23 protein-coding genes, 1 tRNA gene and 1 pseudogene are annotated in these 19,367 nt (G+C 67.6%); 8 read left to right on the top strand and 17 right to left on the bottom strand.

The window, feature by feature from the left end; all coding sequences use genetic code 11:
- Genes KBZ33_RS14130 through KBZ33_RS14140 form a run of 3 tightly spaced genes read right to left on the bottom strand, consistent with a single transcriptional unit; the run spans position 1 to position 1,819 of the window.
- On the bottom strand, positions 1-1,011 hold the full coding sequence (locus KBZ33_RS14130; RefSeq protein WP_254953944.1) for an aspartate carbamoyltransferase catalytic subunit: 1,011 nt from the start codon (positions 1,009-1,011) through the stop codon (positions 1-3).
- Complete coding sequence (locus KBZ33_RS14135) at positions 1,008-1,688, bottom strand: DNA-3-methyladenine glycosylase (RefSeq protein ID WP_254953946.1); 681 nt, start codon at positions 1,686-1,688, stop codon at positions 1,008-1,010. Before KBZ33_RS14135 ends, KBZ33_RS14130 begins: the two co-directional genes overlap by 4 nt.
- Positions 1,685-1,819 carry a hypothetical protein gene (locus KBZ33_RS14140; protein ID WP_254953947.1) on the bottom strand — a complete coding sequence of 45 codons (135 nt, stop codon included), beginning with the start codon at positions 1,817-1,819 and terminating at the stop codon, positions 1,685-1,687. Before KBZ33_RS14140 ends, KBZ33_RS14135 begins: the two co-directional genes overlap by 4 nt.
- Here KBZ33_RS14140 and KBZ33_RS14145 point away from each other — a divergent pair.
- Positions 1,818-1,955, top strand: a complete 138-nt coding sequence (locus KBZ33_RS14145; protein WP_254953948.1) for a hypothetical protein — start codon at positions 1,818-1,820, stop codon at positions 1,953-1,955. The two genes, KBZ33_RS14140 and KBZ33_RS14145, sit on opposite strands and share 2 nt — an antisense overlap.
- A gap of 42 nt (positions 1,956-1,997) precedes the next feature.
- On the opposite strand, the gene KBZ33_RS14150 is transcribed toward KBZ33_RS14145, so the two are convergent.
- Positions 1,998-2,294: a DUF6679 family protein gene (locus KBZ33_RS14150; protein ID WP_254954037.1), complete on the bottom strand. Its 297-nt coding sequence runs from the start codon at positions 2,292-2,294 to the stop codon at positions 1,998-2,000.
- A 70-nt stretch (positions 2,295-2,364) separates the two neighbouring features.
- On the opposite strand from KBZ33_RS14150, the gene KBZ33_RS14155 reads away from it, so the two are divergent.
- Both KBZ33_RS14155 and gatC read left to right on the top strand, forming a co-directional pair.
- Entirely contained in the window at positions 2,365-3,183 is an 819-nt protein-coding gene (locus KBZ33_RS14155) for a creatininase family protein (RefSeq protein WP_254953950.1), read from the top strand.
- Between the two features lie 27 nt (positions 3,184-3,210).
- Entirely contained in the window at positions 3,211-3,504 is a 294-nt protein-coding gene (gatC, locus tag KBZ33_RS14160; protein WP_254953951.1) for an Asp-tRNA(Asn)/Glu-tRNA(Gln) amidotransferase subunit GatC, read from the top strand.
- A gap of 23 nt (positions 3,505-3,527) precedes the next feature.
- Here gatC and crtR read toward each other — a convergent pair whose 3' ends face one another.
- The 3 genes from crtR to KBZ33_RS14175 form a co-directional block, all read right to left on the bottom strand.
- The gene (crtR, locus tag KBZ33_RS14165; protein WP_254953953.1) at positions 3,528-4,547 is read right to left on the bottom strand and encodes a beta-carotene hydroxylase; all 1,020 of its coding nucleotides are present in this window, start codon (positions 4,545-4,547) and stop codon (positions 3,528-3,530) included.
- Positions 4,548-4,632: 85 nt separating this feature from the next.
- Positions 4,633-6,183, bottom strand: coding sequence for an alpha/beta fold hydrolase (locus tag KBZ33_RS14170; RefSeq protein WP_254953955.1), 1,551 nt, complete (start codon positions 6,181-6,183; stop codon positions 4,633-4,635).
- A 76-nt stretch (positions 6,184-6,259) separates the two neighbouring features.
- Positions 6,260-6,341, bottom strand: a tRNA-Leu gene (locus tag KBZ33_RS14175).
- Positions 6,342-6,432: 91 nt separating this feature from the next.
- On the opposite strand from KBZ33_RS14175, the gene KBZ33_RS14180 reads away from it, so the two are divergent.
- From KBZ33_RS14180 to KBZ33_RS21870, 3 genes and pseudogenes are all read left to right on the top strand, one after another.
- Complete coding sequence (locus KBZ33_RS14180) at positions 6,433-7,047, top strand: Ycf66 family protein (RefSeq protein WP_254953957.1); 615 nt, start codon at positions 6,433-6,435, stop codon at positions 7,045-7,047.
- Between the two features lie 25 nt (positions 7,048-7,072).
- Positions 7,073-9,985, top strand: a complete 2,913-nt coding sequence (gene ileS / locus KBZ33_RS14185; RefSeq protein WP_254953959.1) for an isoleucine--tRNA ligase — start codon at positions 7,073-7,075, stop codon at positions 9,983-9,985.
- Between the two features lie 320 nt (positions 9,986-10,305).
- Positions 10,306-10,554, top strand: a pseudogene (locus KBZ33_RS21870) (glycosyltransferase family 25 protein); the annotation flags it as partial.
- A 264-nt stretch (positions 10,555-10,818) separates the two neighbouring features.
- On the opposite strand, the gene KBZ33_RS14190 reads toward KBZ33_RS21870, so the two are convergent.
- Positions 10,819-11,673, bottom strand: coding sequence for a hypothetical protein (locus KBZ33_RS14190; protein WP_254953961.1), 855 nt, complete (start codon positions 11,671-11,673; stop codon positions 10,819-10,821).
- Positions 11,674-11,729: 56 nt separating this feature from the next.
- Complete coding sequence (locus KBZ33_RS14195) at positions 11,730-12,209, bottom strand: nuclear transport factor 2 family protein (RefSeq protein ID WP_254953969.1); 480 nt, start codon at positions 12,207-12,209, stop codon at positions 11,730-11,732.
- 340 nt (positions 12,210-12,549) lie between these two features.
- On the opposite strand from KBZ33_RS14195, the gene KBZ33_RS14200 reads away from it, so the two are divergent.
- Positions 12,550-14,088: a SulP family inorganic anion transporter gene (locus KBZ33_RS14200; RefSeq protein WP_254953971.1), complete on the top strand. Its 1,539-nt coding sequence runs from the start codon at positions 12,550-12,552 to the stop codon at positions 14,086-14,088.
- A 239-nt stretch (positions 14,089-14,327) separates the two neighbouring features.
- Here the strand turns inward: KBZ33_RS14200 and KBZ33_RS14205 are convergent, their stop codons facing one another.
- The 7 genes from KBZ33_RS14205 to KBZ33_RS14235 form a co-directional block, all read right to left on the bottom strand.
- Positions 14,328-14,588: a DUF2442 domain-containing protein gene (locus tag KBZ33_RS14205; RefSeq protein WP_254953976.1), complete on the bottom strand. Its 261-nt coding sequence runs from the start codon at positions 14,586-14,588 to the stop codon at positions 14,328-14,330.
- Positions 14,581-14,814 carry a DUF4160 domain-containing protein gene (locus KBZ33_RS14210; RefSeq protein ID WP_315859208.1) on the bottom strand — a complete coding sequence of 78 codons (234 nt, stop codon included), beginning with the start codon at positions 14,812-14,814 and terminating at the stop codon, positions 14,581-14,583. Before KBZ33_RS14210 ends, KBZ33_RS14205 begins: the two co-directional genes overlap by 8 nt.
- An 81-nt stretch (positions 14,815-14,895) precedes the next feature.
- A complete protein-coding gene (locus KBZ33_RS14215) occupies positions 14,896-15,237 on the bottom strand; it encodes a hypothetical protein (RefSeq protein ID WP_254953977.1) in 342 nt (113 codons plus the stop codon).
- 575 nt (positions 15,238-15,812) lie between these two features.
- Positions 15,813-16,220 (bottom strand): type II toxin-antitoxin system VapC family toxin, encoded by a 408-nt coding sequence (locus KBZ33_RS14220; protein ID WP_254953978.1) that lies wholly within the window; start codon positions 16,218-16,220, stop codon positions 15,813-15,815.
- The gene (locus KBZ33_RS14225; protein ID WP_254953979.1) at positions 16,217-16,480 is read right to left on the bottom strand and encodes a ribbon-helix-helix protein, CopG family; all 264 of its coding nucleotides are present in this window, start codon (positions 16,478-16,480) and stop codon (positions 16,217-16,219) included. Before KBZ33_RS14225 ends, KBZ33_RS14220 begins: the two co-directional genes overlap by 4 nt.
- 57 nt (positions 16,481-16,537) lie before the next feature.
- Complete coding sequence (locus KBZ33_RS14230) at positions 16,538-16,894, bottom strand: DUF2817 domain-containing protein (RefSeq protein ID WP_254953981.1); 357 nt, start codon at positions 16,892-16,894, stop codon at positions 16,538-16,540.
- Positions 16,895-16,905: 11 nt separating this feature from the next.
- Entirely contained in the window at positions 16,906-17,628 is a 723-nt protein-coding gene (locus KBZ33_RS14235) for a Coq4 family protein (protein ID WP_254953984.1), read from the bottom strand.
- A gap of 118 nt (positions 17,629-17,746) precedes the next feature.
- On the opposite strand from KBZ33_RS14235, the gene KBZ33_RS14240 reads away from it, so the two are divergent.
- Positions 17,747-18,409 carry a TetR/AcrR family transcriptional regulator gene (locus tag KBZ33_RS14240; protein WP_254953986.1) on the top strand — a complete coding sequence of 221 codons (663 nt, stop codon included), beginning with the start codon at positions 17,747-17,749 and terminating at the stop codon, positions 18,407-18,409.
- On the opposite strand, the gene KBZ33_RS14245 is transcribed toward KBZ33_RS14240, so the two are convergent.
- Positions 18,410-19,327, bottom strand: a complete 918-nt coding sequence (locus tag KBZ33_RS14245; RefSeq protein ID WP_255011814.1) for an aldo/keto reductase — start codon at positions 19,325-19,327, stop codon at positions 18,410-18,412.
- Between the last annotated feature and the right edge of the window lie 40 nt (positions 19,328-19,367).

The following is a 19,367-nucleotide window of genomic DNA, read 5'->3' on the forward strand; positions in this document are numbered from 1 at the left end:
TCAGGTGGCGGCGAGCAGATAGAGCAGGGCCATGCGGATCGGGATGCCGTTGCGGACCTGCTCCTCCACCAGGCTGCGGCCGGGATCATCGAGCAGCTCGCCGGCAATCTCCACGCCCCGATTCACCGGGCCGGGATGCAGCACCGGCACCCCATCGGCGCAGAGCGCCAGGCGCCGGTGGCTGAGGCCGTACTGGCGGTGGTAAGTGTCCAGGCTTGTCAGCAGGTGCTGCTGCATCCGCTCCTTCTGCAGGCGCAGGGTCATCACCGCATCGGCCCCGGGCAGGGCCGCCTCGAGGCGACGCTCCACCTGCACCCGGCCCCGGGCGGCCACCGGATCGATGCTCTGACCGGGGGGGGGTGCCAGGACGAAATCGGCGAAGCACTCGGGCAGCAACGTCGGCGGGCCGCAGAGCACCACATCGGCCCCGCAGGCGGTGAGGGCCCAGAGGTTGGAGCGGGCCACCCGGGAATGGAGCACGTCGCCGACGATGACGATGCGCCGGCCCCGCAGGCTCTCAGGAGTGGGGGCCTCGGGGCAGAAGTGCCGGGCCAGGGTGAACAGATCCAGCAGGCCCTGGCTGGGGTGGCTGTGCAGGCCATCACCCGCGTTGAGCACGGACACCCGCTCGCCACAGCGATCCAGGTCGCGGGCCAGGCTGTGGGGGACACCGGTGCAGCGGTGGCGCACCACCAGGATGTCGGCCCCCATCGCCACATAGGTGCGGGCGGTGTCCAGCAGGCTTTCCCCCTTGCTGAGGGAACTCGAGGAGGGGGAAAAGCTCTGCACCTCGGCCGACAGCCGCTTGGCCGCCAGCTCGAAGCTGGTGCGGGTGCGGGTGCTGGGCTCGAAGAACAGGCTGGTCATCAGCCGGCCCTGCAAAGCGGGCAACCGGCGCGCACCGGCCACCGGCAGGGCCCGGAAGCGCTGGGCCAGTTCGAGAACGGTGGCGAAGTCGGCGACCGAGAAGGACGCCAGGTCGAGCACGTGGCGGTGACTCCAGCCGCTCAAGGCGTCCTGCTGCCGTCGAATGTCCCAACCGTAGAGGCCAGCCTGGCGAGCAGCCCATCGTGGCGAGGGGTGCGATCGCCCCTGGCTCGCCGGCTGACGCTGCGGCTGCCGCGCAGGTACCAGCGCCAGGGCAGTTCCTGCCCTTGGGAGAGGCCGATGCGCTGGGTCTGCACCACCCCCGCCTCGTCGCCCTCTGGAGGCTGCTGCTGCTGCACCGCCAGCTCGCGCGGCCGGTGGGCCAGCCAGAGGCCCGAGGCCGGAGAGGCCACGGTGCCGTCATGGCCGCGGTCGAGGCCGAAACGGCGGGCCAGCAGGCCTGGCCCGGCGGCCACCCGCTCCGGTTCCCCCGGCAGGGCGGCCGCCCGCAGCAGCACCCCGTTGGCCCAGTCGCAGCGGCCGGTGACGACGTTGACGCAGTGATACATCCCGTAGGTGAGATACACGTAGAAACGGCCGGGCTCGCCGAAGAAAGTGGCGTTGCTGGCCGAACGGCGGCGGTAGCCATGGCAGGCCGGCTCCGATTGGCAGTAGGCCTCGGTTTCCACGATCACGCCCCAGAGCAACGCCCCATCGGCCTGGCGCTTCAGCAGCAGGCAGCCAAGCAGCTCCGGGGCCACCACCTCGGCGGGACGGGCAAAGAAGCAAGGGTCGATGGCGGCGGCCTCTGGGTCGTTCATGGGTGGCACCGCTGGGGAATGGTGCGGGGAAGCGGACCGGGTCCGCCGCGGGAGGGCCAGCGCCGCGTGGCGGGGCCAGAGTGGCCGCAGCCCTGCATCGCCAGGGGCCCGCCGATCGAGAGATCCTCCATGGAAACCGCCAGCTTCAACCTCGGCACCGTTCTGCTCGCCGTCAGCGGCCTGTTTGTGCTCACCACCCTCTACTTCGGCACCAAGGGCGGCTACTACGACACCGACGACTACGACGGCAACGGCACCGCTCACTGATCAGCGCTCACTGATCAGCGCCCACTGAGTTCGGTGGGCTGATCAGGGGCGACCGAGCCACTCCGCCTCGGGACAGTCGCCGGTGGTGGGGAGGTCGTCGGCATCGGCGGAGCGGCTCACGCAGGCCAACCGGGTGCTGACGGCCCCGATCGAGGCGAGGCGGACGCTCTCCTCCCAGCTGTGGCGCTCGTCGCCATCCTCGTCGTCGTAGCGGAGGGTGACCAGATCGCCTTCAATCTCTGCCACCAAAGCCCTCTCGATCCAGCGCTGCTGGTCCAGCAGGTAAACCCAGACCGGCCGCTGCTCCAGGCGGAATTGCTCGAGCTTGCGATGCAGCATCATGACGCCGCGGATAGGGTCCATCCTAGGCAGCACGGCGCCGGCCGCCATGTTCACCATGACCCGATCGATGCCCAGCACCGCACCAGGCCCCAGCACAGTTCCTGGCCCCGTCGCCGGCCGTGAGGAGATCCGGCTGCAGCTGCGCAGCTGGCCTGAGGTGGAGGCCTACCTGGCCCACTGCCGCGGGGTGATCGTGCCGCTGGGCTCCACCGAGCAGCACGGCCCCACCGGCGCCATCGGCACCGACGCCCTCACCGCCGAGGCGGTGGCCCTGGAGGTGGGACGGCGCACGGGTGTCCTGGTGACGCCCGCCCAGGCCTTCGGCATGGCCGAGCACCACCTGGGCTTCGCCGGCACGATCAGCCTGCAGCCCTCCACCCTGCTGGCCGTGCTCCACGACGTGGTGCTCTCCCTGGCGCGCCACGGTTTCGAGCGCATCTATGTGATCAATGGCCACGGCGGCAACATCGCCACGGCCCGGGCCGCCTTCGCCCAGGCCTATGGCACCGCGGCGGCCCGGGGCCTGCCGGGCGCCGAGCGCTTGCGCTGTCGACTGGCCAACTGGTTCACCGCAGGTCCAGTGATGCGGGAGGCCCGCGAACGCTATGGCGATCGGGAGGGACACCATGCCACCCCCAGCGAGATTGCCCTCACCCTGCATCTGGAGCCCAGCCTCCGCGCCAAGCAGCGGCCCCTGCCCGAGGCGGCACCCGCCGGGCCGATCCACGGCCCCGAGGACTTCCGCCGCCGCCATCCCGACGGCCGCATGGGCTCCGACCCCTTCCTGGCCACGGCCGACGACGGTGCCCGCTTCCTGGAGCTGGCGGCCGCGGCCCTCAGTGAGGACCTGGCCGCCTTCCTGGGGCCGGAAGGGGAGGCCGGTTAAGTTCAGGGCCTGAAGCGCGGAGCGACAATGCAGCGGATCACCGAAGAGGACGTGCGCAAGGTGGCCCAGCTCGCCCGCCTGGCGTTGCCCGAGGAGCGCATCGCCACCTACACCGGCCAGCTCGAACGGATCCTCGACTACGTCGCCCACCTCGAGCAGGTGGACACCGAAGGCGTGCCTCCCACCACCAGGGCCGTGGAGGTGGTGAACGTGACCCGCCCCGATGTGGTGGACCCCACGCCGGTGCGGGAGGAGTTGCTCTCTCTGGCTCCCCAGCGTGAGGGCGATTTCTTCCGGGTGCCCCGGATCCTGGCCGACTGAACCGATCCCGGCCGACGCAACCCTCAGCGCACTGGTGAGACGGCGGTGCGGTGCAGGAGCTCCAGCACCCGCCGGCGGGCATGGCGGGTGGGCATCAGCCTGGCGATGGGGCGCAGCCGGCTGCGGCGTTTCTTGTGGGAGCGAACGCCAAGGAAGATGTCGTAGAGGAAGTTGAGGCTGTCGGTGCGGCTCTCGAACAATCCCAGCCGCTGGGGCGAACCCTTCGCATCGAGAATCGGTTTGGTGGCGTGGTAGGCGGGCTGGTATTCGAACCAGGGGATCGACGGCCAGAGGTGATGAATCAGGTGATAGTTCTGACCCATGATCAGCCAGTTCATCAGCCTGCTGGGATAAACGCGGGCATTGTGCCAGCGGTTGCGGGACTGGAAGGGCCGGTGGGGCAGATAGTCGAAGAACAGGCCGAGGGTGACCCCCACCATCAGGGCCGGGGCGAACCAGCAGTTGAACACGAACGGCAGGAAGTTGTGGCGGGCGGCCGCCACCACGATGAACACGAACACCGTGCGGGCCAGCACCCACTCGAACAGCTCGTTGCGGCGCCAGAGGCGATGCCGGAAGAAAAAGACTTCGTGATAGAAGAATCGCGGCGCGATCAGCCACAAGGGACCGAAGGTGCTGACGATGTGATCCGGGTCGAGCTTCGGATCGTTGACGTGGGCGTGGTGCTGCAGATGCACCCGCGTGAACACCGGGAAGCTGAACCCCAGCAGCAGGGCGGCACCGTGGCCCATCACCGCGTTCCAGAAGCGGTGGGGATGGGCGGCGTTGTGGCAGGCGTCGTGGATCACGGTGCCCTCCAGGTGCAGGGCCAGGAAGCCCAGGGCCAGCAGGGGCGGCAGGGGCCAGCCGCCCACGAACCAGCCCCAGATCGTCAGGGCCGCCAGGCCGTAGCCCGCCAGGAACAGACCCACCGTGGGGTTCCAGGCCGCGGGCGGATCGAGGAATTCCCTCGGGACGCTGCGCCGCGGCACGGCCGTGGTCGCGGCCACGGCGGCGGACGAGGGTGCCAGCGTGTCTGTCATGACCTGGGCCAGCTCTGGAGTCCCAAAGGAGGACCCAGATTACGGAAGACGCCCCGTCGCCGCGACTGGGGCCAGGCAGGAACCGTCACGGCTGGTTGGGGCCGACTGGCAGGGTGGGGAGGTTGGCGGTGACGTCCACCAGGGGGAACTCTGCGGAGCCCCAGCCATCGGGGGGCAGCAGCGACGGGGCGCTCGGGCCCGGGGCCGCAGCGGCGCCAGCGGCAAAGGCACCGTCGGTCCAGGCCAGCAGCAGCCCCCGCAGCGACCCGCCCCCCTGCTCGTAGGTGGAGCGCAGGTTGAAGTGGTCACCATCTTTGGCCAGCACCAGTCGGTGGCCGCCGCCGGCGTTGCGCGCCTCCAGCGCCATGGGCCTGAGGGCCTCGGGCCCCGAGGGCACCACCCAGTCGCGGCTGCCGCTCACCACCAGTGCCCGCGCAGTCATGGTGCGGGCTGAGCCATGGTCAAACAACAGCGACATCGGCGGACTGACCGCCACCACCGCCTTGACGCGGGGATCGACCAGGCCGGCCTGGTCGGCCGAGGTGAGAAAACTGCACTGCAGCACCCAGCTGATGTTGCGTTCTGGGTTGGTGACGTCCTTGCAGAAGCGATTGAGCAGGGCCGCGCTGGGACGGGCGCCGGCCAGCTGCAGCACCGTGGTGGCGCCATAGGACTGGCCCATCGCCACGACGTTGTCGGTGCGCAGGCCCGCCGGCAACGCCAGGCTGCCCGCCGCCGCCGCATCGATCACCGCGCCCATGTCCATGGGCCGCAGCTTCAGGTCCTCCGGCTTGGGGGGCGGCATCTGGCCGGAGAGCATGGCCTGCTGCTGCGACCGGTCGCTGCCGGGGTGGCGGGGCAGCAGCACCGTGTAGCCATGGCTGGCCAGGTGCTGGCCCCAGCCCTCGAAGCTCTCGGGATCGTCCCAGAGGCCGTGGGAAATCAGCACGAGGCGGCCATTGGCGCCTGATTCGGGCTGAATGGTGACCACCTGCAGGGGGTTGGGGCGGTGGGTGACGGGGATCGCCAGCTCCTGCCGTTTCACCGCCAGCGGGCCGGCCTGGATGAGGGCCTGGTTGATCCCGGCGGCGGGCAGGGAGGTCACCAGGTCGTTGCCCAGGCGTTGCTGGTTGGTGAGTCGATCGATGGCCAAGACCACCCGCTGCAGATCCACCGAAGCGCTCTTGCCGGGCAGGGCCTCGAGCACCTCCAGCAGGTTCAGGCTCCCCTTCGCCTGGCTGGTGGCCAGCGAGGCGGCCAGCTCCTTGCTGTCCATCGGCTGACGCACCCCCTCCACCAGCACCACCGAAGAGAGCAGCAACAACACCTGGTTGACCAGGGGCGACCCCACCGACTGCTCGGCGAAGGCCTTGATCGGCAGGGGGAGGGGGGTCTGGAACCCCTGCACCAGCCGGCGGCCGATCGCCCCATCGGTGGCCCGGTCCAGCTCGGCGAGATCGCTGTCGCCGGAGAGCAGTTTGCGCTGATCCCGGAGCTCGCTGAGCTGGATCGTGAATGGGGTATCGATCAGGGGAAGCATCAGCTGGATCTCTTCCAGCGCCTGGCCAGGAGCCCCCGCCAGCAAGGACCCTGCGCCCAGGAGCAGCGCCGTGAGCTGGCGGAGAGGGCTCTTCATGCTTTTGTTCCCGATGGTTGGAGCGTAGGTGTGTCGTCTGTGCGACACCCCTGGGCCGGCCTGGATCGCTGTTCGATGCCCACCGGGGGACTTGAACCCCCACGACCTGAGCCACTGGAACCTAAATCCAGCGCGTCTACCAATTCCGCCAGGTGGGCGCTTGGGAACTCTAGACAGGCAGGCCGGATCCACCCGAAGGAACCCGCCCCGTCGTCACCGCCCAGAATGGGCCCAGACGTCACCACGGCCATGCTTGCCACCCTCGGAGGCTTCCTGGCCCTGCTGCTCGGGCTGCTGCTGCTGCTGCTGCCCCTGCTGGCCTCCGAACTGAGTCGGGCCAGGGATTCGGTCTGGGGGGCCGTGGTGCTGCTGCTGGGCCTGGTGCTGGTCACCAGCGCCGAGCGACTCACGGGCGCACCGATGCTGGCGGTGCTCTGCGGCGGCCTGCTGATCGGCCGGCTCGGCGTGGAGGTGGGCCAGGGCCGCTGGCGCTTGCTCAGTGAGGAGGAGCGCCAACGGCTCTGGTCCGTGGAGCGCTGGCAGACCAGCCTCAGCCAGCTCGGGGCCTCCCTCGGCCGCCTGCTGCAACTGGCCAGCGGCGTGGTGGCCGGGCTGGGGTCCTGGCTGGCGGAACGGCGCGCGGCCCGCCCCGCCAGCACCAAGCGCTGGGTGCGGCCCGAAGCGGAAGCGGCGCCGGCAGAGGTGGCGCCGGCAGGGATCGAGACGCCTGCGGTAACGGTGGACGATCCCCCCGTGGTCAGCGGCTTCGAGGCGATCGACGCCCTGCTGGAGCAGGCGGCTCCAGAAGTCCTGCCCGAGCCGGCGACGTCGGTGGAAGGGGAGGGTCTCGGCGAGGCGGGATAATCCAGCCTTCTCGCGCCCCGGCGACGTGACGGCAAGCCCGGCGTCCTACAAGGACACGCTCAACCTGCTGCAGACGCCCTTCGCGATGCGGGCGAACGCCAAGGTGCGGGAGCCGGAACTCCAGGCGTTCTGGAAGGCGCACGATCTGTATGGGCGGCTGAGCCGCGGCAACCCGGGCGAACCCTTCACCCTCCACGATGGACCGCCCTACGCCAACGGCGCCCTGCACGTGGGGCACGCCCTCAACAAGATCCTCAAGGACATCATCAACAAGCACGCCCTGCTGCAGGGCAAGCGGGCCCGGTTCGTGCCGGGGTGGGACTGCCACGGCCTGCCGATCGAGCTGAAGGTGCTGCAGGGCCTGGGCAGCGAGGAGCGGCGGCAGCTCACCCCAATCGACCTGCGACGCCGGGCCCACGCCTACGCCCTCGAGCAGGTGGAGGGCCAGATGGGCGGCTTCCGGCGCTGGGGCATCTGGGCCGACTGGGACGAGCCGTACCTGACCTTGAACAAGGCGTACGAAGCGGCCCAGATCGCCGTTTTCAGCAGGATGGTGCTGGCCGGCCACATCTACCGGGGCCTCAAGCCGGTGCACTGGAGCCCCAGCTCCCGCACCGCCCTGGCCGAAGCCGAGCTGGAGTACCCCGACGGCCACACCTCCCCCAGCGTCTACGTGGCTTTTCCGGTGGTGGAGCTGCCGGACCCCGTGGCAGGGCTGCTGGCGGCGGCCGGCATCGACGGACCCACCGATGCGGCCCACCGGGAGCAGCTGTTCGTGGCCATCTGGACCACCACCCCCTGGACCCTGCCGGCCAACCTGGCGGTGTCGGTGAATGGCCAGCTCGACTACGCCATCTGCCGCGACGGCACCACCAACGGCGGCACCCCCCGCTATCTGGTGGTGGCCGCCCAGCTGGTGGAGCAGCTGCGCACCAGCCTGGAGCGCCCGCTCGAACCGCTGCTCACCCTCAAGGGGGCCCAGCTGGAGGGGATCCAGTACCGCCATCCGCTGCTGGATCGCACCAGCCCGGTGGTGATCGGCGGCGACTACATCACCACCGAAACCGGCACCGGCCTGGTGCACACGGCCCCGGGCCACGGCGTCGACGACTTCCACACCGGCAACAAGTACGGCCTGCCGGTGCTCTGCCCCGTGGACGAGGCCGGCACCCTCACCGCCGAGGCGGGCCCCTTCGCCGGGCTCAACGTGCTCAAGGACGCCAACCCGGCGATCATCACCGCCCTGCGGGACGCCGGCCTGCTGCTGGCCGAGCAGCGCTACGAACACCGCTACCCCTATGACTGGCGCACCAAGAAACCGACCATCTTCCGGGCCACCGAACAGTGGTTCGCCTCCGTCGATGGCTTCCGCGCCCAGGCCCTGGAGGCGATCGCGGCGGTGGAGTGGCTGCCGGCCAGCGGCCGCAACCGCATCGAGGCCATGGTGCGCGACCGGGGCGACTGGTGCATCTCCCGCCAGCGCTCCTGGGGGGTGCCGATCCCCGTCTTCTATCACCGCGAGACGGGCGAGGTGCTGCTCAACGCCGACACCCTGGCCCATGCCGAGGCGCTGATCGCCGAGCACGGCGCCGATGTCTGGTGGGAACGGGACGAGGCGGGACTGCTGCCGCCGGCCTGGGCCGACCAGGCCGACCAGTGGCGCAAGGGCACCGACACCATGGATGTCTGGTTCGACTCGGGCTCCTCCTGGGCCGCCGTGCTCGAAGGCCGGGGACTGGGCTACCCCGCTGATCTGTATCTCGAGGGCTCCGATCAGCACCGCGGCTGGTTCCAGAGCAGCCTGCTCACCTCGGTGGCCGTGAACGGCCAGGCCCCCTACCGCCGGGTGCTCACCCACGGCTTCACCCTCGATGAGAAGGGCCGCAAGATGAGCAAATCCCTCGGCAATGTGGTGGATCCGCTCGTGCTGGTCGAGGGGGGCAAGAACGAGAAGCAGGAGCCGGCCTACGGCGCCGATGTGCTGCGGCTGTGGGTGAGCTCGGTGGATTACTCCGCCGACGTTCCCCTGGGTCCGGGGATCGTCAAACAGTTGGCGGATGTGTACCGCAAGGTGCGCAACACGGCCCGCTACCTGCTGGGCAACCTGCACGATTTCGTGCCGGCGGAGCATGCCGTGCCGATCTCGGATCTGCCCCTGCTCGACCGCTGGATGCTGCAGCGCACCACCAGCCTGATCGAGGAGGTGAGCGCCGATTTCGAGCGCTTCGAGTTCTACCGCTTCTTCCAGGCCCTGCAGAACTTCTGCGTGGTGGATCTCTCCAACGTCTATCTCGACATCGCCAAGGATCGCCTGTATGTGAGTGCGGCGGGGGACGCCCGGCGGCGCAGCTGCCAGACCGTGCTGCACCTGGTGGTGGAACGGCTGGCGGGGCTGATCGCGCCGGTGCTCTGCCACATGGCCGAGGACATCTGGCAGAACCTGCCCTACCCGGTGGCCGAGGCGTCGGTGTTCGAGCGTGGCTGGCCCACGGTGCCGCCGGCCTGGGCGGCGCCGGAGCTGGTGGCGCCGATGCAGCGGATCCTGGAGCTTCGCGCCCAGGTGAACCGGGTGCTGGAGGGCTGCCGGGGCCGCGGCGAACTGGGCGCCTCCCTCGAGGCCCAGGTGCAGCTGGAGCTGGCGGACACCAGCCCCTTGGGAGAGGCCCTGGCCCTGCTGGCCGCCAGCCCCCACCCCGACGTCGACAACCTGGCCGACTGGCTGTTGGTGTCGGGCCTGCGCCTTGGCGGCCCGCCATTGGACGCGATCCTGGCGGAGATCGGGGAGGAGGGCGTCACGGTGCGGATCGCCCGGGCGACGGGCAGCAAGTGCGAGCGCTGCTGGCACCACGAGGACGACATCGGTGCGCACCCCAGCCATCCCAGCCTGTGCGGGCGCTGCGTGGGTGTGCTGGAGCGCCAGGGGGTGGGCACGGCCTGATCGATCAACTCCCTGGCCCAACTTGGCCTCTGCAGTGATACCTCCAGGTACCGATGACATCCATCATCCCTGGAAAATCTGGTGATATCGTGATGACTGAATGACACCGTTCAGCCTTTTCGTTGTCCGCTCACCCCATGCGCTGCCCAAAGGGATAAGGTATGTCCAAGCTCTCTTGGCAGGACATGCTGAACGGGCCAGCTTTCTTCATCAATCTCGATCGCCGGCCGGAACGCTGGCAAAGCAACTTCGATCAACTACAATCGGCTGGATTCAGCAGCATCCATCGCTAGCCTGCGTTCGATGGTGCAACAGGGAATGTGAAGGAAAGCCTGAGGAGCTTCGGGATCGACACGCTGGCGGACATCGACCATTTTCTGAGCCTGCCGGGTGCCCAGGGTTGTTCCGTTTCCCAGCTGAGGCTGCTACAGCACATTCTTGATCAAGGCTATCCATTCGCAAGCATCTTTGAAGACGACATCAGGTTCTCCAGGCACTGGCAGCGGTTGGCACCGGCCTACAGGAAGGCGACGCCTGAAAACGTCGACCTGTTGCACCTGGGATCGCAGATTCAGTACGACAGCCTGCATCGGTGGCACCCGGCTCGGCGACTGAATCGATCCAGGCGGCTGACCCGCTTCAGCCTGAAGGCATGGCCCTGGCCATCACGACTGCTGGGCGATGTGGTGCAGGGGCCCGTGTATTGCCTGCATGCGATCACCATCACGCGCAAAGGATGCCAGCAGCTGATGCAGTTTCTGACGACACAACGGATTGGAATTTACATTCCGGACTGCATGATTCATGCTGCCATGGCCGGACGGGAACACATCTCAGGATTCCCGCTCCGCTGGTGTGCCTGGAATGCCGGACGACTTCTCCTGACGGATCAAGAAAGGGGGACCAATCCACACTGGGTGCGCCGCAACTGTGGCCTGGTCCATCAGGACGAGGCCTTCGGTACGGATATTCAACCGCGCGCGGAGAGTGGACCGGTCTGAGGTCGGCTGCGACCGTTCCTTCAACAGTGGAACCAGCTGGGCGCCAAGGCTGAAGGCCCCTGCCAGCAGGCCGACCAGGGCGATCGTCACGCTCCACAGCTGAACCGGCCGCAGGGCCCCGAGCAGATCAAGGACGGACATCTCGGCAGGATTCAGCACCTGCAGCCCTGGCCTGGCCGGCCCGGCCGGCGGCGCTCCCATCTCCAGCACCTTGTCCTTCCAGTCGGCCAACACCCCATTGAATTCATTGGAGCTGAGCGCGGTCGCCTCCAGGGGCAGGGTCTGCACGTACCAGTCGTAGCCCGATTCCAGCAAGCCTTCGGCCTTCAGGCCCGCTTCCACGATGACGAGCAGCGGCAGATGCTTCGTATAGGCCATCGCCGCTTCGATCTGATTCCAGGGTGTCGGCAGTCGGGTATCTGTGAGGCTCACCTGGCGCGGGCAGCCGCGCTTGTCGAGGCCGGCGGGGAAGTAGGAGCGCTCCAGGGCGATGACGACGATCCCGGAGCAATGCTCCATCAGCTCGGTGATGGCCTTCAGGGGCGCATCGGCGCTGAAGGTGTTGCGACCGACCGTTTTCGGGGTCAGCGATTCGCTGCGCAGGCGATCCTCGATCAAACGCACAAACGACTCCTGCTCCGCTGTGGCGGTGGCGCCCACACTCACGAAGATGAGTTTCTCCTCCATGGGTTGGAACCCATCACTGATCGGAGGGTAGTGGTGTCGTCGCTGCCATGCCCGTGTCAGAGGCCCAGATCGGACAGGCCCGGGTGATCGTCGGGGCGGCGGCCGAGGGGCCAGTGGTACTTCCGATCGCTTTCCTGAATGGGGAGGTCGTTGATGCTGGCGATGCGGGTGTGCATGAAGCCCTGATCATCGAACTCCCAGTTTTCGTTGCCGTAGGAGCGGAACCAGTGGCCGGAATCGTCGTGCCATTCGTAGGCGAAACGGACGGCGATGCGGTGGCCGTGGAAGGCCCAGAGTTCCTTGATCAGGCGATAGTCGAGCTCCCGGGCCCATTTGCGGGCCAGAAACTGCTCGATGGCCGCGCGGCCGCTGACGAACTCGGCGCGGTTGCGCCAGATGCTGCCTGGGCTGTACGCCAGCGCCACCCGGGCCGGATCGCGGCTGTTCCAGCCATCCTCGGCCAGGCGCACTTTGGTGGCGGCCGATTCGGCATCGAAGGGGGGCAAGGGGGGCCGGGGGGCTTCCGGAGCGGTCATCGAAGCGGCGATTCCACAAGGATGAAAAGGCTAAATCAGGTTTCCAGGATGTCCGGCGTTGTCCGATGAAGGGCTGGCTTCCAAAGGGAATCGCGCCGCGGTTAGCCCGCTCTCTGCGCACCACAATCGGCTTCAGTGCCGCCATCGGGTGTCCGCCTGCCGCCGCCGCTGCCGATGGAAAAAGACAAGCCACGCACCACTGGCGTGGGTGCCGAAGCCGGAAGGCTGGTACGGTCAGCCCCATGACGATCACTCCCCCGTAGTCCACCGCCACCGTGCCTGCACCCGGTCGGCCCGCGGCCGGGAGACCTGAAAGGGATTGATCCGTCCAAGCTTTTCCATGACCTTCTCCATCAAGGAGTGGTGGGGCCAGCCCCACCGCGACATCCTCTCGGGCCTGGTGGTGGCCTTCGCCATGATTCCGGAGGCGATCGCCTTTTCCGGCATCGCCGGGGTGGACCCCAGCGTGGGCCTGTTCGGGGCCTTCCTGTTGTCGGTGACCCTGGCAGTGGTGGGGGGCCGCACGGCAATGATCACCTCCGCCACCGGCTCCACGGCCCTGCTGATGACGGGCCTGGTGCAGCAGGGTGAACTGCTGGGGAAGGGGCTCGGCCTTCAGTACCTGCTGGCGGCGGGACTGCTCACCGGGGTCTTCCAGATCGCCTGGGGCTACCTGCGGCTGGCCCACCAGATGCGCTTCGTGCCGCAGCCGGTGATGGCGGGGTTCGTCAATGCCCTGGCGATCCTGATCCTGCTGGCCCAGCTGCCCCAGCTGGGGCTCGATGTCTTTCACCCGGAGACGGTGGTGGTCGAGGCCGGCCAGCTGCCGGCGGTGTGGGCGTTGATGCTGCTCACCCTGGCGATCATCTACCTGCTGCCGCGCCTCACCCGGGTGGTGCCGTCGGCCCTGATCGCCATCCTGATCACCACCGGGATCTCGATCGGCCTGGGGCTCGATCTGCCTACGGTGGCGAGCCTGGGCACGCTGCCCGCGGGCCTGCCTCGGTTCGCCCTGCCCCAGGTGCCCCTGAGCTTCGGCACGCTGGGCCTGATCCTGCCCACGGCCCTGGCCATCTCGCTGGTGGGGCTGATGGAGACCTTCCTCACCCAGGACATCCTCGACGACCTCACCGACCAGACCAGCCACAAGAACACCGAGGCCCGGGGCCAAGGCATCGGCAACATTGTCAGTTCCCTGTTCGGCGGCATGGCCGGCTGCGCGTTGGTGGGGCAGTCGGTGATGAACGTGGGCTACGGCGGCCGCACGCGGCTGTCGACGCTGGTCTCGGGGGTGAGCCTGCTGGCGATGATCCTGCTGGCCCGCGATTGGGTGAACCAGATCCCGATGGCCACCCTGGTGGGCGTGATGGTGATGATCGCCATCAACACCGCCAACATCGGTTCGATCACGGGGATCCGGCGGATTCCCAAGAGCGACACCGCCGTGATGCTGCTCACCGTGGGAATCACCGTGATCACCCACAACCTGGCGATCGGCCTGCTCGCCGGTGTGGCCCTGGCCGGGATCCTGTTCAGCCGCAAGGTGGCCAAGGTGATCGCCGTCGAGAGCCGTCTCGTCGACGCGGGCCATCGGCTCTACACGGTGCGCGGCCAGCTGTTCTTCGTGAGCAGCATCTACTTCCGGGCGGGTTTCGAGATCCACGAACACCCGGCCAGGGTGACGATCGACATGGCCGACGCCCACATCTGGGACCAGAGCGGCGTCGCCGCCCTCGATCAGGTGATCCGCCGGCTCAAGCTGGGTGGCAGCGTGGTGGAGGTGGTGCACCTCAACCGCGAAAGCACCGATCTGTTCGCCCGCATCGGCCATGCCGAGGAAGCCGGTGGCGGCGGTGGTGCGCTCGGCTCGCTGCAGTGAGCCAGCCTGGAGAGCCCTAATAGGGGATCGCGTAGGTGTTGCCCCGCTCGCAGAGCACGACGACGCCAACAAACACTGCCGACGAGGACCAGGAGCAATTGTGGGTTGCTCATGGCGAAAGGATGGGCTTCATGGAATAGATTTTGAGCGGGAGCACCTGGCGCTCTCCATCACCAGGCCACACGGTGCTGGGGATGCAGATGCCATCCTTACGGTGGTGGTTCTGGTGCGTGGTGGTGCTAGCTAATCAGTGTCTTGACCTGGGGCGCCGGCGCTCCACGAAGTAGACCTTCCACACTTAAGTCCTCATCAATATCTGGCCAATAGATTCCAAAGCCAGCCCCTGCAATCTCCCAATTCACACGCTCCTGAGAGGTGGCGTGCAGAAGACGGGGATACCAGGCGAGAGGCACCGAAATGGCTCGTCCATCATCCAGGTCGACAGTCAGCTTGTCTTCTGTGCAGGCAACGCCTGTGACCCGCTCGCCAGGGTTAGCCATGAAACTCCTCCCATGCTTTCAGCAGGATAGCTCTGTTCTTGCTGACCAGCCGCTCAATCTCACGAAGCTCGTTGGCCTTAAAACCAAGGCTGGAGGAAAGTGCGACAGGAGAGAGCCAGACTTTGCATGATGCCTGATCTCTATCCACATGAACATGAGGAGGTTCGTTTGGCACGTGACTGTAGAAGTAGAACCTGTACGGGCCGCTTCTGAGGATTGTCGGGATCCGTCATCACATCATCAACTCAACGATAGCCGGCTCAGGCCTGCGCAGGGATATCGACCATTGCCCGATGGCCTACCGCCTTCAATAGGGAATCGAGTAGGTGTTCCCCCGCTCGCTGCGCACCAGGAAGGCTGACGAGATCTGCCGGTAAGTGGCCAGGGTGGTGCGGCCATTGCTGGGCTCGGTGATCAGCAACTTTCCGCATTCCTCCTGATCCCCCGAGCCGCAGGTCCAGGGCTCGCCCACCTTCTCCATCTCGATCTGCTTGCCATCGGAGCGGAAGGTGACCGTGAACGAGGTGGAGCCGCCCGCGACCTGGCAGGCTTCGGATCGGCCGTTGAAGCTGCAGGTCTGCCAGGCGGTCTGGGCGTGGGCTGCCGGGAGGGCCGGGAACACCAGGGCGGCAACGGCACACAGGGCCACCAGGGGGGATCGTATCGGGCAGGGGCACCGGGGAAGTCCACTCTGGCCCCCGCCGAGCCCAGAGCCGCCCTATCAATACCGCAGCGCATCAACGCTCAAGGTCACCCGCACGCAGGATGACGATCAACACATCCAGGAGTTCAGACATTTCCACACGATTCAAGGTGCCGACCACTCCAGAAATGATGAGGCAGGCCTGCATTTAACTTGCGACAGGTCGGAATAGGGAAAGGGAATGAGTATGCCTCACCTATTGCAGGTGGGCCCATGCAGCTTCCTCTTCTGAGTTCAGCCAGTCGGCCGCCAGAGCCGTTTCACTCAAGACAACTCCGCTGATGACAGACTCAGGATCATCACTGGGAACAGAAACGAACACCTTGGACCCCGTCTTCAGATGGACAGGATTCTGGATTCGCATACGCCCACCTGTTTCAACAAGAGCCTCAAATATGTTTTCCATTGGAAGTGGGTCGGTTGGCCTACGCCAGCGCTCGCCCAGCATAACTCCAATGTTGACGATTTGAAAGCAATCTCTAGCACTGCTCCTGAGGTGGGTGGTTGAAGTGTCACAACGTCTACGGTTTGGCCAGAGGAATCATTTGTCGTCCATGACGGCGATAGATCTGGAAATCACTATCCGTCGTCAGAAGTAACGGAGAGTCGTTGATCTCTGCCAGGCGAATCAATGCGGCATCCGCCAGAGAAGCAGGGACATTCTCATAGCGCTTGAAAAGTGCACTTACAGAGCCTATCTGCTCCTGGAGTACGAAAGGCAATTGAACGACTCCTCGCTCAATGAACTGCAGGGCCAACGCAGGATCAAAACCGGAGCGCCTGAGCAGAAAGCAGGTCTCAGCGACCACAGCCTCACAGCTCAGCAGTGGAGGCGGCAATCGCCTGAACTGCTCAATAGCCCATTTGTGATGGGTGTCGTTGCGACTCAACAGCGCCACCCAAGGTCCCGTATCAAGCAGAACCGTCATGAACGATTCGCCCCGAAATCAGCCAGGAAGGCAGGGTTGGTTGACAGATCGGCGGGCCCGCCTTCGCAACAGCCCACGAGATCGGCCAACAGATCAGCCGCGGAGGGTGGTGCTGCGTCATCCACGCCCTGCTCTGAGGATTGGAGAAACGCCGTCAACGCGCGTCGAACCAATTCAGACTTGCTGAGATGGCGCCGTTGAGCCTGCTCCGTGAGCTGCGCATCAAGGGCCTCGGTCAACTTGAGCGAGATCACCGCCATGGCAAGCACCGAGCCATCGACGACCCGATCCTACCTGCTGCCAGGCTGTATTACGGCTCAGCCCCCCAACCCACGGCAGGCGCGCAGCACCACATCGGCGCAGCGGCCGTAGGTGGCGGTTCGCCAGGCGGGGCTGTCGATCAGGAAGGCATCGCGCACCTGGCGGCGGATCGCCTCCCGGTCGGGGGTGGGGCGATCGGGCACGGCGTGCAGCCAGGCATCGGCACGCAGGGCCGCCAGCACCTGATCGATCGGCCGGGTGCCGAACTCCAGGGCCAGGTAGGTGCCCGAGCCCGTGCGCTGCAGCATCAGCCAGGTGACGGCGACGAACCAGAACTGGACGCCGGCGAACAGGAGGGTCTGGCCCAGCCAGAGCCAGCGGAAGCCCGGCCGCCGCAGCAGGGATCCGCCCACGGCCTTCCCGCTCACAGCCGCCCCACCCGCTCAGCGAAAGGCCGCAGCTGCAGCGCCTCGCGCCACTCCTGTGGAGGCCGGGCCCAGCCCTCCTCCCAGCGCTGGGCGAACAGGGGCTTCGCCTCCAGGCCCATCTGCAACCCAATACGGGTCGCCTCCACCAGCTCCGGCAGCAGCTCGGGGGCCCCGAGGGTGGCCGACAGCAGGGCCTGGGCCGTGAGCACGGCCCCCAGGGGGTAGGGGAACTGGGTGAGATGGAAGGCCTGCAGGCCGATCTCGCCCGTCACCGTGGTGTCGAAGCCGGTGACCACGTGCCAGAGGTCGTGGGTCTGGCTGAGCCGCAGCTCCACATAGGCCGCGTCGGTGCTGGGCGCCATGCCGGCATGCAGGTTGGGGTCGTAGCCCAGCCGGGCCAGCGACGCCGCATACGCCTGGCCGAGGCTGCCCTCGGGCATGTTGGCCAGCTGCTCCAGGTCGTGGGCCGGGGGGGGGATCGAGCGCGCCTCGATCAGGGCGGCGCAGGCCGGATCGCGGCGCAGCTGCTCGGCCATCAGGGCATAGGAGGGCGTCTCCAGCAGGGCCTCAGCCAGGGCCCCCACCAGCTCGAGGTCGGTGTCGCCGCCGGTCATGGCCACGAACGTGCCGAGGACCCGGAACAGCTGGGGCGGCAGCTCCTGGGCCTCGAACGACGCCGCGGTGGGCGCGGGGGTGGGGCGGAAAACGGCAGTGGTCATCGGGGTGAACACGAAAGAACATGAGCAGTCCTCACGTCCGAGAAATTATGAGCATCCCTCGCCTTTGCCAATGAGATGCGAGGATCGCTCAGGTTTTCAGGATGGGTCGCTTCCCGTCATGGCCAACGCACCCGCCACCCCCGGCGAGCCCTCGCCCCTGCGCCGCCAGCCCCGCCAGGCCCGCAGCCAGGAGCGGGTGCGGCGGATCCTGGCGGCGGCCGAGGAGCTGTTCGTGACCGGCGGCGTCGGCAGCACCACCACCAACGCCATCGCCGCCAAAGCCGGGGTGCCGATCGGCTCCCTCTACCAGTTCTTCCCCGACAAGGGGGCCATCCTGCGCAGCCTCGCCCAGCTCTACGCCGAGCAGCTGCACGGGCTGCTCACGGCCTTCTTCGACCGGGGGGACGGCCGCTGCCTCTCGCTGGAGGCCTCGATCACCGCCGCGGTGGCCCTCACCGATCGCTTCTTCCGCGACCACCCCGGCTACCCGGCCATCTTCCTGGATGTGCAGACCGCCACCCCCGAGCTGCTGGCCATCGAGGCGGAGGCCGACGTCCGGCTGATCAACGACTGGAGCGGCCTGATCGCCCTCAAGGCCGCCGCCGAGGGGTCCGACCTCAGCGCGGAGGAGGGCCACCTGATCGCCTGGGTGCTGGTCAAGACCGTCGGCCACCTGCTCTGGCTGGCGGCCACCCAGGAGCAGGGCCGCCGCGACCGGCTGGTGGCCGAATGCGGCGACCTGGCCATCGCCTACCTGCGTCGGCGGCTGGCGCCCGGCTGATCAGGCCCAGAGCGACTCCAGGGTGTAGGGGCCGCCCTCCTTGACCCAGAAGGAGCCGTCGAGAAAGCGTTGGCTCCGGTCGAGCCCGTCGATCGCCTCCATGTCTTCAGGAGCCAGCTCGGCCTCGGCGGCGGCGAGGTTCTCGGCCAGGCGCGCCGGCGACACCGACTTGGGGATCACCGCCGTGCCCCGCTGCAGGGCCCAGGCCAGCACCACCTGGGCCGGCGTGAGGTCCCGCCGGGTGGCGATCGCCGTGATCGTGGAGTCCTCCAGCAGCACCGGCTGGCCGGGAGGCCGCATCTGGGGGGGCAGGCCCGGGGTGCCCAGGGGCGAATAGCCCGTGAGGTGCACGCCATGGGCCTCGCAGAAGGCGAACAGCCCCTTCTGCTGCAGATAGGGATGCAGCTCCACCTGGTTCATGGCCGGCCGGAGGCGCGCCTGCCCCAGCAGGCTGTAGAGGCTGGCCATGCCGAAGTTGCTGACGCCGATGTGGCGGCACAGGCCCCGCTCCACGGCCGCTTCCATCGCCGCCCAGGTGGCCGCGAGGGGCTGGGTCTCAAGCGACACCAGATCCTCGGCACCCTCGGGCATCAGCACGCCCGGCCGGAAGGCCACGGGCCAATGGATGAGATAGAGGTCGAGGTGGTCGAGCTGCAGATCGGCCAGGGTGCGCTCCAGGGCCGGGGCCACGTCCTCGGGGGCATGGGCGTTGTTCCACAGCTTGGAGGTGATCCAGAGGTCGTCGCGCCTCACCGGGCCGGAGCGGATCGCTGCCGCCAGGGCTTCGCCGATCTCCGCCTCATTGCCGTAGATGGCGGCGCAGTCGATGTGGCGGTAGCCCAGCTGCAGCGCCGCCGTCACCGCCGCGCCCACCTCCCCGGGAGGGGCGTTCCAGGTGCCCAGGCCAAGCATCGGCATCGCAGCGCCGTCTTCGAAGTGGAGTGTCTTCAAGGCGGTG

It is taken from the genome of Cyanobium sp. Cruz-8D1, from assembly GCF_024345975.1.
In the GTDB taxonomy this organism is placed as follows: Bacteria; Cyanobacteriota; Cyanobacteriia; order PCC-6307; family Cyanobiaceae; genus Cyanobium.

What these genes read in the sequence shown, in the direction of transcription:
- crtR (WP_254953953.1), bottom strand. Translation starts at nt 4,547, where the DNA reads ATGACAGACACGCTGGCACCCTCGTCCGCCGCCGTGGCCGCGACCACG.
- KBZ33_RS14220 (WP_254953978.1), bottom strand. Translation starts at nt 16,220, where the DNA reads ATGACGGTTCTGCTTGATACGGGACCTTGGGTGGCGCTGTTGAGTCGC.
- KBZ33_RS14145 (WP_254953948.1), top strand. Translation starts at nt 1,818, where the DNA reads ATGGAAACCGCCAGCTTCAACCTCGGCACCGTTCTGCTCGCCGTCAGC.
- KBZ33_RS14190 (WP_254953961.1), bottom strand. Translation starts at nt 11,673, where the DNA reads ATGGAGGAGAAACTCATCTTCGTGAGTGTGGGCGCCACCGCCACAGCG.
- KBZ33_RS14235 (WP_254953984.1), bottom strand. Translation starts at nt 17,628, where the DNA reads ATGACCACTGCCGTTTTCCGCCCCACCCCCGCGCCCACCGCGGCGTCG.
- gatC (WP_254953951.1), top strand. Translation starts at nt 3,211, where the DNA reads ATGCAGCGGATCACCGAAGAGGACGTGCGCAAGGTGGCCCAGCTCGCC.
- KBZ33_RS14245 (WP_255011814.1), bottom strand. Translation starts at nt 19,327, where the DNA reads ATGCCGATGCTTGGCCTGGGCACCTGGAACGCCCCTCCCGGGGAGGTG.
- KBZ33_RS14240 (WP_254953986.1), top strand. Translation starts at nt 17,747, where the DNA reads ATGGCCAACGCACCCGCCACCCCCGGCGAGCCCTCGCCCCTGCGCCGC.
- KBZ33_RS14195 (WP_254953969.1), bottom strand. Translation starts at nt 12,209, where the DNA reads ATGACCGCTCCGGAAGCCCCCCGGCCCCCCTTGCCCCCCTTCGATGCC.
- KBZ33_RS14170 (WP_254953955.1), bottom strand. Translation starts at nt 6,183, where the DNA reads ATGAAGAGCCCTCTCCGCCAGCTCACGGCGCTGCTCCTGGGCGCAGGG.
- KBZ33_RS14135 (WP_254953946.1), bottom strand. Translation starts at nt 1,688, where the DNA reads ATGAACGACCCAGAGGCCGCCGCCATCGACCCTTGCTTCTTTGCCCGT.
- KBZ33_RS14200 (WP_254953971.1), top strand. Translation starts at nt 12,550, where the DNA reads ATGACCTTCTCCATCAAGGAGTGGTGGGGCCAGCCCCACCGCGACATC.
- KBZ33_RS14180 (WP_254953957.1), top strand. Translation starts at nt 6,433, where the DNA reads ATGCTTGCCACCCTCGGAGGCTTCCTGGCCCTGCTGCTCGGGCTGCTG.
- KBZ33_RS14150 (WP_254954037.1), bottom strand. Translation starts at nt 2,294, where the DNA reads ATGCTGCATCGCAAGCTCGAGCAATTCCGCCTGGAGCAGCGGCCGGTC.
- KBZ33_RS14205 (WP_254953976.1), bottom strand. Translation starts at nt 14,588, where the DNA reads ATGGCTAACCCTGGCGAGCGGGTCACAGGCGTTGCCTGCACAGAAGAC.
- KBZ33_RS14140 (WP_254953947.1), bottom strand. Translation starts at nt 1,819, where the DNA reads ATGGAGGATCTCTCGATCGGCGGGCCCCTGGCGATGCAGGGCTGCGGC.
- KBZ33_RS14155 (WP_254953950.1), top strand. Translation starts at nt 2,365, where the DNA reads ATGCCCAGCACCGCACCAGGCCCCAGCACAGTTCCTGGCCCCGTCGCC.
- KBZ33_RS14225 (WP_254953979.1), bottom strand. Translation starts at nt 16,480, where the DNA reads ATGGCGGTGATCTCGCTCAAGTTGACCGAGGCCCTTGATGCGCAGCTC.